General features: G+C 70.3%; 17 protein-coding genes and 1 tRNA gene. 5 read left to right on the top strand and 13 right to left on the bottom strand.

From position 1 onward, the window contains the following. Nucleotides 1-10: 10 nt before the first annotated feature. The gene (locus Acy02nite_RS12140) at nucleotides 11-538 is read left to right on the top strand and encodes a hypothetical protein (protein ID WP_203740055.1); all 528 of its coding nucleotides are present in this window, start codon (nucleotides 11-13) and stop codon (nucleotides 536-538) included. On the opposite strand, the gene Acy02nite_RS12135 is transcribed toward Acy02nite_RS12140, so the two are convergent. The 9 genes from Acy02nite_RS12135 to Acy02nite_RS12095 all read right to left on the bottom strand — a co-directional run bounded on the left by Acy02nite_RS12135 (nucleotide 533) and on the right by Acy02nite_RS12095 (nucleotide 11,059). Beyond that, nucleotides 533-2,104 carry an ATP-dependent DNA ligase gene (locus tag Acy02nite_RS12135; protein WP_203740054.1) on the bottom strand — a complete coding sequence of 524 codons (1,572 nt, stop codon included), beginning with the start codon at nucleotides 2,102-2,104 and terminating at the stop codon, nucleotides 533-535. The two genes, Acy02nite_RS12140 and Acy02nite_RS12135, sit on opposite strands and share 6 nt — an antisense overlap. Nucleotides 2,105-2,707: 603 nt before the next feature. Then, entirely contained in the window at nucleotides 2,708-3,016 is a 309-nt protein-coding gene (locus Acy02nite_RS47730; RefSeq protein ID WP_425548216.1) for a hypothetical protein, read from the bottom strand. Between the two features lie 29 nt (nucleotides 3,017-3,045). Then, nucleotides 3,046-4,524, bottom strand: a complete 1,479-nt coding sequence (locus tag Acy02nite_RS12125) for an FAD-dependent monooxygenase (protein WP_203740053.1) — start codon at nucleotides 4,522-4,524, stop codon at nucleotides 3,046-3,048. 18 nt (nucleotides 4,525-4,542) lie between these two features. After that, nucleotides 4,543-5,889: a dipeptidase gene (locus Acy02nite_RS12120; protein WP_203740126.1), complete on the bottom strand. Its 1,347-nt coding sequence runs from the start codon at nucleotides 5,887-5,889 to the stop codon at nucleotides 4,543-4,545. 19 nt (nucleotides 5,890-5,908) lie between these two features. Beyond that, on the bottom strand, nucleotides 5,909-6,988 hold the full coding sequence (locus Acy02nite_RS12115; RefSeq protein ID WP_203740052.1) for a M48 family metallopeptidase: 1,080 nt from the start codon (nucleotides 6,986-6,988) through the stop codon (nucleotides 5,909-5,911). A gap of 104 nt (nucleotides 6,989-7,092) precedes the next feature. Beyond that, complete coding sequence (locus tag Acy02nite_RS12110) at nucleotides 7,093-8,619, bottom strand: cobyric acid synthase (RefSeq protein WP_203740051.1); 1,527 nt, start codon at nucleotides 8,617-8,619, stop codon at nucleotides 7,093-7,095. Between the two features lie 49 nt (nucleotides 8,620-8,668). Further along, on the bottom strand, nucleotides 8,669-9,655 hold the full coding sequence (locus Acy02nite_RS12105; RefSeq protein WP_203740050.1) for a cobalamin biosynthesis protein: 987 nt from the start codon (nucleotides 9,653-9,655) through the stop codon (nucleotides 8,669-8,671). Between the two features lie 25 nt (nucleotides 9,656-9,680). Beyond that, complete coding sequence (locus Acy02nite_RS12100; RefSeq protein WP_203740125.1) at nucleotides 9,681-10,145, bottom strand: hypothetical protein; 465 nt, start codon at nucleotides 10,143-10,145, stop codon at nucleotides 9,681-9,683. A 257-nt stretch (nucleotides 10,146-10,402) separates the two neighbouring features. Beyond that, the gene (locus Acy02nite_RS12095) at nucleotides 10,403-11,059 is read right to left on the bottom strand and encodes a single-stranded DNA-binding protein (RefSeq protein ID WP_203740049.1); all 657 of its coding nucleotides are present in this window, start codon (nucleotides 11,057-11,059) and stop codon (nucleotides 10,403-10,405) included. Nucleotides 11,060-11,242: 183 nt separating this feature from the next. Between Acy02nite_RS12095 and Acy02nite_RS12090 the strand changes: the two genes are divergently transcribed. Then, the gene (locus Acy02nite_RS12090) at nucleotides 11,243-12,322 is read left to right on the top strand and encodes an alpha/beta hydrolase (RefSeq protein WP_203740048.1); all 1,080 of its coding nucleotides are present in this window, start codon (nucleotides 11,243-11,245) and stop codon (nucleotides 12,320-12,322) included. 13 nt (nucleotides 12,323-12,335) lie between these two features. Beyond that, a tRNA-Arg gene (locus Acy02nite_RS12085) sits at nucleotides 12,336-12,408 on the top strand. Between the two features lie 93 nt (nucleotides 12,409-12,501). On the opposite strand, the gene Acy02nite_RS12080 is transcribed toward Acy02nite_RS12085, so the two are convergent. Then, complete coding sequence (locus Acy02nite_RS12080; protein ID WP_203740047.1) at nucleotides 12,502-13,551, bottom strand: tyrosine-type recombinase/integrase; 1,050 nt, start codon at nucleotides 13,549-13,551, stop codon at nucleotides 12,502-12,504. 149 nt (nucleotides 13,552-13,700) lie between these two features. Beyond that, nucleotides 13,701-14,393: a hypothetical protein gene (locus Acy02nite_RS12075; RefSeq protein WP_203740046.1), complete on the bottom strand. Its 693-nt coding sequence runs from the start codon at nucleotides 14,391-14,393 to the stop codon at nucleotides 13,701-13,703. A gap of 170 nt (nucleotides 14,394-14,563) precedes the next feature. On the opposite strand from Acy02nite_RS12075, the gene Acy02nite_RS12070 reads away from it, so the two are divergent. Together Acy02nite_RS12070 and Acy02nite_RS12065 are read left to right on the top strand one after the other, a co-directional pair. Then, entirely contained in the window at nucleotides 14,564-14,758 is a 195-nt protein-coding gene (locus tag Acy02nite_RS12070; protein WP_203740045.1) for a helix-turn-helix domain-containing protein, read from the top strand. Then, the gene (locus tag Acy02nite_RS12065; RefSeq protein WP_203740044.1) at nucleotides 14,755-15,135 is read left to right on the top strand and encodes a hypothetical protein; all 381 of its coding nucleotides are present in this window, start codon (nucleotides 14,755-14,757) and stop codon (nucleotides 15,133-15,135) included. The genes Acy02nite_RS12070 and Acy02nite_RS12065 overlap by 4 nt, the downstream gene beginning before the upstream one ends. A 211-nt stretch (nucleotides 15,136-15,346) precedes the next feature. On the opposite strand, the gene Acy02nite_RS12060 is transcribed toward Acy02nite_RS12065, so the two are convergent. Then, on the bottom strand, nucleotides 15,347-15,673 hold the full coding sequence (locus Acy02nite_RS12060; protein ID WP_203740043.1) for a hypothetical protein: 327 nt from the start codon (nucleotides 15,671-15,673) through the stop codon (nucleotides 15,347-15,349). Continuing rightward, nucleotides 15,670-15,936: a hypothetical protein gene (locus Acy02nite_RS12055; RefSeq protein ID WP_203740042.1), complete on the bottom strand. Its 267-nt coding sequence runs from the start codon at nucleotides 15,934-15,936 to the stop codon at nucleotides 15,670-15,672. Before Acy02nite_RS12055 ends, Acy02nite_RS12060 begins: the two co-directional genes overlap by 4 nt. Between the last annotated feature and the right edge of the window lie 35 nt (nucleotides 15,937-15,971).

Raw genomic sequence — 15,971 nt, 5'->3', positions numbered from 1 at the left:
TGTCCCGGGCATGACCTTCCCGCCGGACGATCCCTGGGGCACCCCCGCGCCGGCTCCGGGTGTCCCCACGCCGTCACCCGCCGGCATCCCGCCGGTCCCGCCACAGGTCCCACCGGTCCCACCCGTGACGTCGCAGGTCCCGCCGGTTCCCTCGCAGGTTCCGGGCGGTCCCCCGCCGGTCGCGTCCGGGCCGGTCATCGTCCGGATCGCCGAGATCGAGATCACCTCGTCGACGATCCGCACCCCGGTCGGCGACTTCCCGCTCGCGGGCTCCCGCTGGCAGGTCAACGAGTTCTGGGTCACCCAGCGCCGCACCCCGCTCTGGGCCAAGATCGCCGGGTTCGGCCTGGCGGTCTGCACGTTCGGGCTCAGCCTGCTGCTCCTGCTGATCAAGGAGTCGCCGCCGCAGGGCACTGTCACGGTCACCCTGACCAGCGGCCCCCAGCAGTATGTGGCCCGCATCCCGGTCGACCACGAGGACGATGTGGTCACCATCAATCAGCAGGTCAATTACGTACGCAGCCTGGCCGCCCTATAACGTGCCGCCGATCGCCCGGACGGCGTCGATGGTGTCCGCCTCCGCCGCGGTCTTGTCCTCGCGATAGCGCAGCACCCTGGCGAACCGCAGCGCCACCCCACCCGGATAGCGCGGCGACGTCTGCACCCCGTCGAACGCGATCTCCACCACCTGTTCCGGGCGCACCCGCACCACCCAGCCGTTGTCCTCGACCGCCAGCTCCTTGAAGCGTTCGGTCTGCCAGCGCAGCAGCTCGTCGGTGAGCCCCTTGAACGTCTTGCCGAGCATCACGAACCCGCCGGACTCCGGATCCCGCGCGCCCAGGTGCAGGTTCGACAGCCAGCCGCGGCGCCGCCCGTGCCCCCACTCGACGGCGAGAACGACCAGGTCGAGAGTGTGCCGGGGCTTGACCTTCACCCACGCCGAGCCGCGGCGGCCCACGTCGTACGGCGCGTCGGGAGCTTTGACGACAACGCCCTCCTGCCCCGCACCGACGGCGGCGGCGAACACGGCGGCGGCCTGCTCCTCCGTCTCGACCGTCGTCCGCCCGACGATCAGCTCGGCCGGCAGCGCGTCGGCGAGAGCTGCCCAGCGCACCCGCCCCGGCTCGTCGAGCAGATCCGTGCCGTCCAGATGCAGAAGGTCGAAGAAGTACGGCACCAGGCTCGGCCCCTCGGCACCCTTCCCGTCGGCGCCGCTCCTCCGCCCGGCGCCGCCCTTTCCGCCGGCGCGCGTCGCGGCCCGGCTCGACGTCTCCTGGAACGGGCGCGGCCGCCCCCGCTCGTCGAGCGCCATGGCCTCGCCGTCCAGCACCACCTCGCGCAGCGGCAACGCGCGGACCGAGGCCACCACCTCGGGGAGCCGCTCGGTGATCTCGTCCAGGCTGCGGGTGAAGACGGCCACCTCGTCGCCGGATCGGTGCACCTGGATCCGGATCCCGTCGAGCTTCGTGTCGACGACCGCGGGCGCGCCGGTGGCCAGCAGCGCCGCGCCGACGTCGGGGGCGCTCTGGGCGAGCATCGGGGTGAGCGGGATGCCGACGGTCAGCCGGATCTCCGCGAGCGCGGCCGAGCCGCCGGCCAGGGCCGCCACGGCGACCTGCTTCAGGTCACCCGACAGGAGCAGTGCCCGGCGTACGGCGGTGACCGGCACCTGCGCGGCGACCGCGATCGCCTCGGCCAGCAGACCGGCCTGCGCGCCCTGCCGCAACTCCCCGCCGAAGAGCCCGACCAGCAGCCGCTGCTCGTCCGCGGTGGCCGCCCCGAACAGCGCCCCGAGCAACTCCCGCCGCCGCGCCTGCGACCCGGTGCCGGCCACCGTCGCGATCTCGGCGATCGCGGCGTCGACCCCGGCGACGGTCAGTGACGGCTCGGCCGCCGGCGCGGGCCGGTTCCGCAGCCCGGCGTAGCCCACCCCGGTCTGCCGTTGCCGCAGCTCGCCGGCGAGGAACGCCGAGCCGGCCGCGATCTCGTCCGGCTCGAGCTGTCGCAGCGCGCCGGCCAGCAGCTCGATCTTCGCCTTCCGCCCACCGGTCGCGGCGACCGCGGCCGAGGTGGCGGCAATGTCAGTGAACCGCACGAACCCCATCCTGACAGCAGCTGCGCCCGCCCGGTGCCCCTCCGCACCACCATCCCCCGTCCCTGCACCGGCAACGCCACCCGCAGCCCACATACGATCCGGGCCACGAGCCCCGCTCCGCCCGACGCAGGCCGCGAGCCCCGCTCCGCCCGACGCGGGGCGCCAGCCCCGCTCCGCCCGACGCGGGGCGCCAGCCCCGCTCCTGCCAATGCCGGCCGCGAGTCCCGCTCCGGCCGACGCGGAGCGCGAGTCCGCTCCGGCCCCAGGCAGCGGCGCGGGTTGCGGGTCCGGCTGGTTGTCATGGGCGTTATTCGTGCCTCATAACGCCCATGACAACCAGCCGGAAGAGCGAGCGCGCCGCTGCCGTGCCCACCGGCCTCGTCGCGGACTCCGATCGGCGGAACCGTCCGGGCCCGGGCCCTCGACAGCATCAGCCCGGACGAACGGCGAACGCCGACCGGGGTTTGGCCTTGACCGTGCCCCCCACGGAGATCACCCTTTCGGGCTGAGCGTTCTGGGCCGGCCACGGCCCTGCTCAGACCGGAAGGGTCCCCGCGGGAGCGACGATCCGGACCACAGCGGAGGCAGGCAATGAAGAATGTGATCTTGATTTTAGGCTGCCAGGGGCTCGTCGATGCGGAAGCCGCGGGCCCGGACGGACTCGGCGACGCGGGACAGCTCGGCGTCGAGCCCGCACAGCGCCCGGGAGAGGTCGTCGAGATGCTCGGTGAGGGTGGAGTCGTCCCACCCGGAGACGTCGACGTCCCCCAGGGCCCGGACCGCGGCGCGAAGCCGTGCGATCGACTCGATCCGATCGCGAGTCCGAAGCCGATCCACTGTGGCACGCGGGCCGGTCGGCTTGGCCCGGGCCGCGAAGCTGGACCCACCACCGCCTGCAGGAACAGCAGTTATCGAACGCATGTTCGAATCCTAACAGGATCGACTGCCGATCACACGGCCATCGCGTGCCGGAACTTGACCTCCGCGTCGGCCGGTTCGGCGCGCGCCGCGACGAAGCCGTCCGGGCGCACGAGATAGAAGAAACCCGGTTGGAGGTACGTCGCCGGGGCGGCCGGGAAGATGTGCACCGGCAGGCCCAGATCGGGTGCTTCCGGGCCTTCCAGACCCCCGTACCCGTGGATCTGCCAATCGGCGGAGCGCAGCACCCCGAAGTTCCCGCCTGTCCAGGGCAGGCGGCGGCCGACGACCGGGTCCCGCTTGCCGTCCGGTGTCCGCGCGTCGGGCCCGATCGGGTAGTGGATGCGCACCTGGGAGATGTACTGGAACAGGCGTGACCCGCCCGCCGAGCGCGGCAGCAACCTGGTCGCGATCGGCGCGAGCACCGGGATCAGGGCGGTCCGCAGCGCCCGGGTCGCCCGCCGGTCGTCGGTGATCCCCTGGAAGAGCCGGTCGGTGGTGGCGACCAGGGTCTTCGCGACCGGTCGGCGCTCCGCCTCGTAGCGGTCGAGCCAGGAGTCCCGGCGCCGCCCCTGCAGCACGTCGGCGAGCTTGAAGGCCAGATTGTGCGCATCCTGCAAACCGGTGTTCATGCCCTGCGCGCCGACCGGTGAATGCACGTGACCGGCATCGCCGGCCAGGAAGAACGGCCCGTCGCGGAACGCCGCGGCGACCTTGTGGTGCACCCGGTACGTCGCGAACCAGCGCGCCTCGCCGTAGGTCACCGCGAAGATCTCCCGGAGCCGGCCGCGCACGTCCTCCTCGTCGAGCGTGCCGTCGCCGTCCTCGTCGCGGACCAGGCCGATCAGTCGCCAGTTGCCGCGACCGGGCATCGGGAACGCGAGAAGGAACTCGCGCCCGCCGGGCCGCACGTTGACCGAGTCGGCGACCAGGCCGGCCGCGGCCGCGGCGTCGAGCACGTAGAACCGGTGCGCGTTGGTGCTGCCCTCGAAGGGGATCCGGCGCGCCTTGCGGACCGCCGAGCTCGCCCCGTCACAGCCGACGCAGAACCGGGCGCGGACGGTGTGGTTGCCGACCTTCGCCTCGACACCCTCCTCGACCTGCACCATCGCGGTGACCGGCGTCTCCCAGATCACGTCGCCGCCGAGTTTGCGCAGATTGTCGTAGAGGATCTCCTCGTTCCGGCTCTGTTCGAGAACTTCCAGGAAGGGGTACGGCGTGACGCCGCGCCCGAGCGGCCCGAGCGGCACCCTGCCGAACACCCGCGCGCCGCTCCCAGGCGACAGTCCTTCCGCCCGGTGAGCGGCGTCGAGCACCTGGTCGCCGATGCCGAGCTGGTCGTAGATCTCCAGGCTGCGCGCCTGCACCACGAGCGCCCGGGACTCGCGGGTGGGGCCGTCCTTGCCGTCCACCACGAGCACCCGCACTCCGAGCCGGGTCAGCCAGTTGGCGAGCATCAGACCGGTCGGACCGGCGCCCACCACCAGGACCTCACACGTCAGCTCGGTCATCAGCGACTCCGTCCTACTTCACTTCGTCAGGGTCTCCGCAACGTTCTTGAGCAGCAGCGCCTCGGCGACACAGACCCGCTCGAACTCGCCCAGGTGCAGGCTCTCGTTCGGTCCGTGTGCCGCGGAGTGCGGGTCTTCGACACCGGTGACCAGGATCGTCGCACTCGGGAACAGCTCCTGGAAGGTGGCGATGAACGGAATGGATCCACCGACGCCCATGTCCACCGGTTCGGCCCCGTCCCAGGCGGAACGGAACGCGGCCCGGGCGGCCTCGAAGCCGGGGCCGGTCGCGTCGATGACCGACGGGTTGCCGTCACTCTCCAGGGTCACCTCGACGTGCGCGCCCCACGGCACGTGCTTCTCCAGGTGGGACCGGACCGCGGCGAACACCGACTTGGGGTCGTCGCCCGGAGCGACCCGCACGCTGATCTTGGCTTTGCCGGTCGCCTGCAGTGCGTTGGCGGCCTCCAGCGTGCGCGGCGCGTCGATGCCCAGCACCGAGATGGACGGCTTGGTCCAGATCCGGTCGGTGATCGTGCCGCCGCCGATCAGCGAGACGCCGTCGAGCATCCCGGCCTCGACGCGGAACCTGTCCTCCGGATAGTCGACGCTGGCTCCCTCGCGACCGACGAGACCGTCGACCGCGACCTCGCCGTCATCGTCGTGCAGCGTGCTGAGCAGCCGGGCCAGGGCCATCAGCGCATCCGGCACCGGACCGCCGAACATGCCGCTGTGCACGGCGCTCTTCAGCACCTTGACCTCGACGAACAGGTTGACCAGGCCGCGCAGTGAGGTGGTCAGCGCGGGCCGGCCGATGTCCCAGTTGCCGGAGTCGGCGATGACGATCACGTCGGAGCGCAGCTCCTCCAGGTGGGCCTGGATGATCGCGTCGAGCGAATCCGACCCATACTCCTCCTCGCCCTCGACGAAGACGACGACGCCGACCGGCAGCTGGTCGCCGAAGGCGCGCAGCGCTGCCACGTGGGCCATCACGCCCGCCTTGTCGTCGGCGGCGCCCCGGCCGTAGAGCCGGCCGTCCCGCTCGACCGGCTCGAACGGATCACCGTCCCACAGCGCGGGGTCGCCGGCCGGCTGCACGTCGTGGTGCGCGTAGAGCAGCACCGTCGGGGCGCCGGGCGGGGCGGGCTTGCGGCCGATCACCGCGGGCTGGCCGCCGTGCCGCACGATCTGCGTGTCCAGGCCACAGCCCCGCAGCAGCTCGGCGACCGCTTCGGCGGAACGCTCCACGTGTGAATGGTCGAAACCCTCGAAAGCGATGCCCGGGATCCGCACCAACCGTTCCAGGTCGGCGCGGACACCGGGCATCTCCCGCGCGATCGTGTCGCGCAGCTCGGATTCAGTCAGGCTCATCGCCCGATCGTAATCAGCTCGCTTCGGGGTCGCCGCCGTTGCCGTCCCCGCGAGCACGGCGCCGCGCGTCGCTGGCCCAGTTCATCGCCCGGCCGGCCGCCGCGCCCGCCATGTCCGACGCGCCGTCGCCGACCCGGCGCAGCAGCCCGACCAGCGGATCCTGAGAATTCGCGAAATCTTCCCGGTACGACTTGGCGGCCGCCTTCGCGTCCTCGGAGAACGACGAGTCGCCGTCCGAGTCGCGGTGCGGGTAATCGCCGCCGAGAATCGCTGCATACGCCCCCGAGTCGACCCACTTGCGCAGCTCGGAGGCGCGCGCCACCGGGAACGGGTGGGTGCTCCAGGCCGTCATGCCGAGCTTGTGGATGCTGTCACGGATGTCGCCGCCGCCCTCGTACTCCGCGGCCTGCTCCAGGAACGCGGTGGTGTCGATCTGCGACAGGTCGCCGCCACCGGCCAGCTTCATCAGCAGTCGCAGCGAGGCGGCCGGGTCCTGCCCGGCGAGCAGGCCGGCGCGGTCGGCGGAGAGCTCCGCCTTGCGCCACCACTCCAGCATCCCGGCGATGATCGCCCGCAGCGCGATCGCGCCGATCGGGATCCAGCTGATGTTCGCCGCCCAGCTGGTCAGGATCATCATGATGGTCTTGTAGACGGCGTGGCCGCTGCGGACGTGACCCAGCTCGTGCCCGAGCATGGCCCGCAGCTCGTCGTCGTCGAGCTTCTCCACCGCGCCCGTGGTGATCACGATGAACGGCTTGTCCAGCCCGATCGCCGAGCCGTTGATGATCGGCGACTGGCTCACGTAGAGCTCGGGCAGCTCGGCGATGTCCAGCGTGCTGGCCGCCTCGGTGAAACGCTGATAGACCCGCGGGTACTGCCGGTGGTCGACGCGGATCGAACCGGCCAGATAGCTCAGCCGGAAACCCCGCTCGTTCCACATCCCGAAGAACGTCTTCACCACGTCGTCGAAACCACGCAGCTCCCGCAACGCGGAAAGGGCGCCCCGGTCGGCCGGATGCTCCCAGGCACGCGAGCTGATCCCGGTCAGCGTGACGCGGCGGCGAACCGGCCGGTTCTCGTCATCGGTCGTCATGTATCCCACCCGTCTTTTGATACGGCGGTCTTCTGCGTACGGCTTTGCGCCGCGCCGGACCCAACGTACGCCCGGAGCGCAACGCTGTCGTCAGGGTCGGACCCCTACGGGGCACCCGGCGGGACGAACGGCAGCCCTGGTGGCGGCCCCTTTTCGACCAGTCGCCGGAGCGCGGCGGTGTCCAGGTGCTCGGCGACCAGATCACCCAGCACGTCCAGGGCACGCTCGCGGATCGTGGCGTAGCGGGTGTCCGGCGCGACGGTGAACCCGTGCCGGCCGGCCTGCGCGGCGGCCACGGTCAGGAAGCGGCGGCGGAACTCGTCCGACTCGAACGCGCCGTGCCAGTGCGTGCCGTAGACGTTGCCGGCCACGGCGCCCTCGGGTTGCCCGCCGGCGTAGTGCAGGAACGGCTCCGGGGTGCCGGTGGAGACGTACCCGTGATGGATCTCGTAGCCGTGCACCGACGCCCCCAGCGCCGTGCCCGCACTGTGCGCGAGGGTCTTGCGCGCCGCGAACGTGACCCCGACCGGCAGCAGGCCCAGCCCCGGCACGACGCCGTGACCGCTCTCCACCTCGTCGTCGATCGTCCCGGCCAGCATCTGGAAGCCGCCGCAGACGCCGACCAGCGGCTTTCCGGCAGCGGCGTGCGCGAGGACCGCGTCGGCCAGACCCGTCCGGCGCAGCCAGTCCAGATCACTGACGGTCGCCTTGGAACCCGGCAGCATCACCAGATCGGCGTCTGCCACATCGCCCGGCTCGACGGTCAGGTGCACCCGGACGCCCGGCTCGGCGGCCAGCGCCTCGGCGTCGGTGGCGTTCGAGATCCGGGGCAGGCGGATCACCGCGACCCGCAGCCACTCGCGGCCGCGCGGCGGGCCGGGGCGGCCCAGCGTCGTGCCGTAGGCCAGCGAGTCCTCCGCGTCCAGCCAGACATCCGGGTGGAACGGCAGCACGCCGAGCACCGGACGACCGGTGAGCGCGGTGATCATGTCGTTGCCCGGCCGCAGGATGCCGAGATCGCCGCGGAACTTGTTGGTCACGAAACCGGCGACCAGCGCCTGGTCCTCGGCGGAGAGCAGCGCCAGGGTGCCGAAGAACGCCGCGAAGACCCCGCCACGGTCGATGTCGCCGACCACGATCGACGGCAGGCCGAACCGGCGGGCCAGGCCCATGTTGACGAAGTCGCCGTCCCGCAGGTTGATCTCGGCGGGACTGCCGGCGCCCTCACAGATCACCGCGTCGTAGTCGCCGCGCAGGTCCGCGAGGGTGTCCCAGGCCACCTGGGCGAGCTTCGGTCGCAGCTGCCGGTAGTTGCCGGCGGTGACCGTGTCGACCGCCTCGCCGAGCAGCACGACCTGGCTCGAACGATCGCTGCCGGGCTTCAGCAGGACCGGGTTGAACCGCAGGTCCGGGGGCAGGCCGCACGCCTGGGCCTGCATGGCCTGGGCTCGGCCGATCTCGCCGCCGCGGCCGTCCGGGCCGACGACGACCACGGAGTTGTTCGACATGTTCTGGGCTTTGAACGGGGCGACCCGGACGCCCTCGCGGTGCAGCCAGCGGCAGATGCCGGCGGTGAGGATGCTCTTGCCGGCGTCCGATGTGGTGCCTGTCACCAGGAGTCCGCCGGTCATGGTCTGCGGCCCTTCGGGCCCCGCCCCCGCCCCCGCCGCCACCACCAGATCATCGAGCTTCGCCCTTCCCGAGACGGCGCAGCGCCGCCCCCGAGCCACCACGAACCAGCGCACCCCCGGCCGCCAGCACCACAGCCGCCACTCCCACCGCACCGGACACCCGTGCCGCCCGTTTCAGATGCACCGCTCCCGGCCGTGGCCCGTCCCCGAGGAACGGCCGGGTCTCACTACGTCCGAAGTAGACATTGCGCCCGCCGAGACGCACCCCCAGCGCCCCGGCCATGGCGGACTCGCACTGCCCCGCGTTGGGCGACGGATGATCGCCCCGGTCCCGCCGCCACACCCGCATCGTCTCCCGTGGCGACCCGCCGGCCACCGGCGCCACCACGATCGTCAGCAGCCCGGTCAGCCGGGACGGCGCCAGGTTCAGCAGGTCGTCGAGCCGTGCCGACGCGGTCCCGAACCGTGCGTACCGCGCCGATCGGTGCCCGACCATCGCGTCGAGCGTGTTCGCCGCCCGGTAGCCGAGCAGCCCGGCCGGCCCGAGCAGCGCCCCCCAGAACAGGGGTGCGACCACCGCGTCGGACGTGTTCTCGGCGACGGATTCGACGGTGGCGCGGGCGAGTTCCGGCTCGTCGAGGGTGGACGGGTCGCGCCCGCAGAGGTGGTTGAGCCGCCCGCGGGCTGCCGCGAGGTCGCCGGCTTGCAGGTGGCGGGCCATCACCCGGGATTCCTTGCGGAGGGTGCGGCCGCCGAGCACGGTCCAGGTGGCGGCCGCGGTGAGCGCGAACCGCGCGGCCGGCACGCGGCGGACCGCCCGCCCGGCGGCCAGCCCGGCGACGACCGGCACGCCGACCGCCACCGCCGTGAACAGGGCTCCGGCCCGTCGCCGGGGCTGGTAGACCCGGTGTTCCAGGGCGGCTGCGGCAGTGCCGAACCCGGCGACAGGGTGGTAGCGGCGCGGGTCGCCGATCGCGGCGTCGAGCAGGTATCCGGCGATCAGTCCGGCCGCGTCCGCGGTCCACCGGTACGGCACGTGTTTCCTTCTTTCTCTGCCGGTCTCAGCGGCCGAGGGGTGTCAGGTCGAACGCCCAGACGGCCATCGCCGCCGGCTCGGGTTCCGACTCGGGGTAGGGCACCGGTTCGAGCGCGCCCCACTGAATGGCTCCGGGTGCCCGGTCCACGAGGAACTCGACCACGATGGCGTGCAGGTCGTCGGTCACCTGGTACGGAACGGAGAAACTCAGGTCGCTGGGCTTCCGCGTGCAGGCCGAGCACCGTAGCTGACCGGCCTGCAGGTCGTGCCAGACGTAGAACGTGGCGGTTCCCTGATAGCCGGAGGCGGCCACCTGTTCCCGCAACGCGACGGCGGTGTCCTCGAACGCGGTCACCACCTCGTCGGCCGACATGCCCATGCGCTCGTGCGGTGGCGCGCCGAACCAGGTGGTGTTGGCGTGCTCAGCGTCCTGGTCCTCCGGCGAGAGCACGATCCTCTCGGCGGCCATGGCACGGATGTCCTTCAGCATCACCGTCTCAGTCTGCCGGTTGGAGTTGTCTCGAGACCAACCGGGCCGCTCGGCCGGGCGGTCCGGAGAAGCGGCCCGATCGGCCTATCCCGATCGAGGGAGTGGGGTTGCGCCGGGTGCCCGGCTCCGGTTCCTCTCGCTCGTCCCGGCACCGGCGGCCCGGCCTCGGACCCCGATAACGGCCGGGCCGCCGGGCGCCATCCACTCCGCGGATCCGCAGGGAGAGACCCGTGGAGTGGTGGCTGTGCGGGAAGGTCTCAGGCCGCTACGGGCTCCCGCCGGGTCCGGCGGGTCCGCCGGACCTCGGTGGTGGACACCGGCTCCGGCTCGGCCGGCGTCTCCTCGGTCTCGGGCTCCTTCTCCTCCTCCTCCTGTTCCTGCGGCTCGCCGGCCTCCTCCGGCGTCTCGGTGAGGCCCGCCACCACCCGGAGGAAGTCCGGCTCCATCTCGCCGACGACCGGTTCGGTCAGCCGGTCGCCGTCCGGTTCGGCTGCCGGGTCGCCGATCAGAGCCTCGGCTTCGGCGTCGTCGGCCGTGGTGGGGCCGGTCTGCCGGGTGCGGGTGAACCGGGACTGGCCGCGGGCGAGGTCGTGCCCGATGGAGTGCGCCTCCATCTCGTACGCGACGCGGTGGTTGCCCTCTTCGTCATCCCAGTCACGGGTGTAGACGCGGCCGTAGGCGACGACCGGATCGCCCACGCTGATCGAGGCGATGACCCCCTCGGCGAGCCGGCGCCAGGCGGAGACCCGGATCCGCAGGCTGTTGCCGTCGACCCAGCAGCGGTTCTCCCGGTCGTAGCGGCGTGCCGTGGAGGCGATCCGGAAGTTCGCCACGAGCTGGTTGGACTGCTGGGTGCGGCGCCACTCCGGCGGGGTGAGCACGTTGCCGATGATCGTGACGTTGGTGTCGAACACAGCTTTCTCCTTGTCGTCGGTTCCGGCCGGCGAGCTGCCGGCGCGGCGGACGAGTCAGAGATTGGCGGGTACGGCGTCGCGGCGCGGAGCTCCCTGTGGACAGGGCGGGAATGTGGATAACGGCCCGGACCGTGGTCGATCTGTTATGGCGCGCCACCGCGTACTGCTGGGTAACCTGACGGGGTGGAGACCGACGTCCTGGGCTGGCCGTATGAGCGGCACACGATCGAGCTGGGCACCGACGACGAGGGCCCGGTCGTGGCCACCCTCGTCCGGCGGCGCGCCGAGCAGCCGACCCGCAGGGCGGTGTTGCACGTCCACGGTTTCGTGGACTATTTCTTCCAGACCCATCTGGCGGATTTCTTCGTCGAACGCGGCTGGGATTTCTACGCGCTGGACCTCCGGAAGTACGGGCGGAGCCTGCTCCCCCACCAGACGCCGAACTTCGCCCGCAGCCTCACCGACTACTACCCGGAGCTCGACGAGGCGGCGCGCATCATCCGCGAGGACGACGGTCACGACCAGTTGCTGGTGACCGGGCACTCGACGGGCGGTCTGATCACCTCGCTGTGGGCACACTCACGTCGCGGGCAGGGCATCGTCGACGGACTGTTTCTGAACAGTCCTTTCTTCGATTTCAACCTGCCCTGGGCGGTACGGCGGCCGGCCCTCTCGCTGGTGATCGCGCTCACCAACCGTACGCCGTACCGGAAGATGCCCACCGCCGGTCTCGGGCTCTACGGGCAGAGTCTGCACCGCGACTACCAGGGCGAATGGGCCTATGACCTGGCGTGGAAGCCGATCCTCGGTTTCCCGGTCAGGATGGGCTGGCTCGCGGCGATCCGGCGTGGTCAGCAGCGCCTGCAGGCGGGCCTGGGCATCGACGCGCCGGTGCTGGTCGCCTGCTCGGACCGGACGTTCCGTGGCAAGGCGTGGCACGACGACGTACATGTGACCGATTCTGTTCTTGATGTCGAGCACATCGTCCGGTGGGCGCCCGGGCTGGGCCGGCGGGTGACGATCGCCCAGTTCAACGGGGGTAAGCACGACCTGACGCTCTCCGGCAAGGAGGTCCGCGCCGAGGTCTTCCGCGAGGTGGGCCGCTGGGTCGACGCGTACCTGCCGGCGCCGGGCACGCCGGAGATCGGGATCCCGCCCGCGCCGGAGGATCAGGGCGGCCGGGCCATGGTGCTGGAGGCGGCCGAGGCCGCTGTCGAGAAGGCAGCCGACGAGGCGGACGACAAGTCCGGCACGACCGCCTAGTATGTGCTGGCCAGCGCTCGTAGCTCAGCGGATAGAGCACCGGACTTCTAATCCGATGGTCGCAGGTTCGAATCCTGCCGGGCGCGCAATTACTTCGATCTACCAGGGCGTACGCATCTGACGATGCTCCAGCTCAAGCCCTGGTTACCTGGATTGTTACCTACTTTGGCGTTCCGGCGTCAGAGGTACGCCGCCACCGCCGCCTTGTCGCCCATGAGGTCGCGCCCCAGGTACACACGTGCGGTCATGGCCGGATCAGTGTGACCGAGCTGGTCGGCGATCTTCGCGATGGGTACGCCGGACTGGTCGAGGATCGTTGCAACCGTACGGCGAAGGGTGTGCGGGGTCGCCCAGGGGAACCCGCTGCCGATGAAGATGCGAGCGAGCGCCTTGGCCGAATTGCTCTGGTCCCACATGCGTTCGGGCTCGTTCAGGTGGTGCGGGGAGCTGAAGACCAACCCATCGGAGCCCAGCCGCTCCGCCCTCGCCTTCAGGCGCCCGGTGAGCCACGACGGAAGGTTCAGCCGCCGATCCGAACCACGCGTCTTGGTACCGCGCACATGGACCGTTCCGGCCTCCAGGTCGAAGTCAGCCCAGCGGACGGCCCTCGCCTCGTTGATCCGCACGCCGGTGCCGGCCATGAACGCCATGAGGTCGGCTACCGCCTCCCGCTTCCGCCGGGTACGCGGATTGATCGTCTCGGACAAGGTGAGCTTGTCCGCGTACGCGAGGACGTGATCGCGCTCATCCTTGGTCAGCGCTCGGGTGGTGTCCCGCTCGCGGACCGGCGTCTTGACGACCTGAGCCTTGACCGCCCGGATCTGACGCAGCGCGTTGGTAGTCAGCGTGCCGTTGTCGATCGCGAACCCGAGGATGCCGGACAGCACGCTGCGGCTCATCTTTGAGGCACCGGTTCCGTGCTTGTCGGCCACGGTCTGGAGAAACGTCCGCAAGCGTTGCGGGTCGTTTACCTGCTCAAGCGTCAGGCCCCGGATGCTTGATCCCGGGACGTCGATGTAGCGGGTAAAGGTCCGGCCATAGTCGAGGATGGTCCGTGCGCTCAGTCCGGAGTCGGTGCGCCGGATCTGAGCAAGCCACAGCTCGCCTGCCGCCGCCAGCTTCATCCCCGAGGTCATCTCAACGTGTCCGCGTTCACGTTCCGCCAGGGCTGCCTCAACGGCCTGGAGGGCGGCCCGCTTCGTTGACGCGAACCGGGAGACCTCCTTCACGACTCCGTCATAGCCCCGGTAGTAACAACGTGCGCGCCAACGCTCCGCACGGCGAGGGATAGGCGCTCGCTTCCACTTGCCCGCCTCGTCCCGCAACTGCGGGCTCGCTTCGAACTCGCCGTGCTCACCGAGGCCAAGGGGTCGCCTGCTCATGCATCACCTTCCATCTCAGCTATCTGGGCATCGATCAGTGCGTCAGCCTCCGGCGACCACGCGGGGTTGAGGAGCTTCATCGCCTTGTCGGTCATCCCGCCACCGGCCTCGCCCGACTTGACCGGGGTGAGCAGACCTCGCCGCCGCGCTTCCGCGATGCGGTTGGCCCAGGTGCCGCTCACGCCGCCATGCTGGGCAGCGAGCGTCTTGGCGGGCGTACGGTCGCCGTCTTGGACCAGGAATGAGTACTCAAGGGCGAGGCCGGCGTAGGCCACATCGTCACGAGGCTGACGTCCACGAGCGTCCTCCAAGAAGGGCGCCAGGTAGACCGCAGACGGGTTGACCAAGCGAAGGCCAGCAGAGCCCGCGCGGCCTCCGCGCTGAGCGCTCAGCGCCTTCCTGGAGGCGGCCAACAACTCGCCGATGGGCAGCGCACGGATGGTCTTGCTCGACATAGCGAGGGATTCGGACTCGACCGCTTGTCGGACAGCGAACTCGACCGGACGCCACTCGCCCAGGGCATCGCCCGAGGCCGCCAGCCGGAACGCCACGAGCCATTCCTGGTCGCCGTCGTTGTGGCGGTGAACCACGAACGCTTCCTGACCACTCTCACCGAGCCATACGACCAGGCCGCCGGACTCCGAGGCCATCGCCAACGCCTCGCTCGCGTTGGAGGGGGTTTTCTTCATGCCGACGAAGGTACCAGATAGTAGCTACAAGCCATAATCATTATGTCAGGTTGGCACCTTCACGATCTCTCGCTAAACTTCGTCGTAGATCACGCAAGCTCAGGCTCAGCACACCGAGGAGAGGACATCCCGATGCCCATACGCTCGTCCAACCATGGGGGTTCCGCCTCGTGCCACAGCAAGACACCACTCACCTCACTCCGGCCCACCTGGCGAAGCGCTGGTCCGTAACCGCCGGCCACCTCGCGAACCAGCGCAGCGCGGGGATCGGCCCCGCCTACCTCAAGCTGGGCGGGCGCATCCTGTATCGGCTCGTCGACATCGAGGCCTACGAGGAACGCTCTCTCGTGGGAGCCAGCGCGTGAGCGAGAGGTACAACCGCATCCAGTTCGCCAACAATGGCCCCTGGGCAGCTTTCTCCCAGAACGAGATCTACCGGTGGGCCGGCGAACTGAACAAGGAAGCGCTACACATCCGAGTCCTGTTCGCGGGCATGAGCCGGATGAACTCGCTGGGACATGCACAGTTCGGGATGGGCGAGTTGGCCCGGCTCATCGGCACCGTCACCGGAGGCGAGGTGAAGGCCCGCCGGCCCGACAGCGTCTCCGTAGCCATCAAGGAGGCCAAGAAACGCGGCTTCATCGCCCCGGAATCGAACGCGCGGTGTCTTGTGCTCCGCCACCATGTCTTCCAGAAGTCGACGAAGGCTCGCTGGCGGTGCCCAGTGCACGACCTCGATTGATCTGGGCACCCAACTTTCCGGGCAAACGTTGGCTCCCAGCGCCGACACGATTGGCTTCCAGCACCAACTCATAACGCTGTGAGCTGGGAGAACGGAAGCTATCTCTCTATTCTCTTTCAACGGCGGAAGCAGTCGAGCGGCAGGAGTCTCGGGATGCCAGTCATCTCGGGGCTCCGCCCAGACTCGCCGTTGGCCGTCTTTGGGACAACGATCAGCCACGCACACCCGGCGGCAGGATCAGACGATCCAGGACTCCGTGAGTCCCCATGCACACCGCACACAGCGGCATGCTCGCGTCGTCGTAGACCACCGTCGACTCCTCGTACGGATGCGGCGGGTACTGGACGGTCTCCACAACTCCTCGACTCTGCAAGGTGAAGTGGAAGCACTTATGCATCCGGCCGTTCGGGTGGGTGCGCGCGATAGCCGGTGTGATCATCGGGATCAGGGCCGTCCCGGACCGGCGCAAAGTCGCTACGTCGGGGCAATCCGCGGAATGCACGAGAACGGCCGGCGGGTACTCCCGCTTCTCCGTCATCCCCGGCATCCGTTCGGGAGGGGTGCCCCCTCATCCCAGGCGACCACGATGGCCTTCACCGCCTCTTCCTGGGTGAACCGACCGAGAAGGTCTCCGCTCGTACCCGGACGCCTTACGTAGGCACTCCATCGATCGCCGATGCTGGCGTGGATCCAGCCTATGTAGTCGTTCTCGCGCTCGACGGAGTACCCGCCCATGACGCTCACCTTGAGCACGACGCCGGGCATGAACTCACGCTTCGTTGGCGGAACGCGGCGCTCCACTGTTCACCTCCTCGCAGGCGAGGCAGGCAAGACTC

Origin of the sequence: Actinoplanes cyaneus, assembly GCF_016862095.1 — a bacterium.
In the GTDB taxonomy this organism is placed as follows: domain Bacteria; phylum Actinomycetota; class Actinomycetes; order Mycobacteriales; family Micromonosporaceae; genus Actinoplanes; species Actinoplanes cyaneus.
Note: the sequence above shows the minus strand (reverse complement) of the source record. Positions and strands in the feature narration are given on the sequence as shown.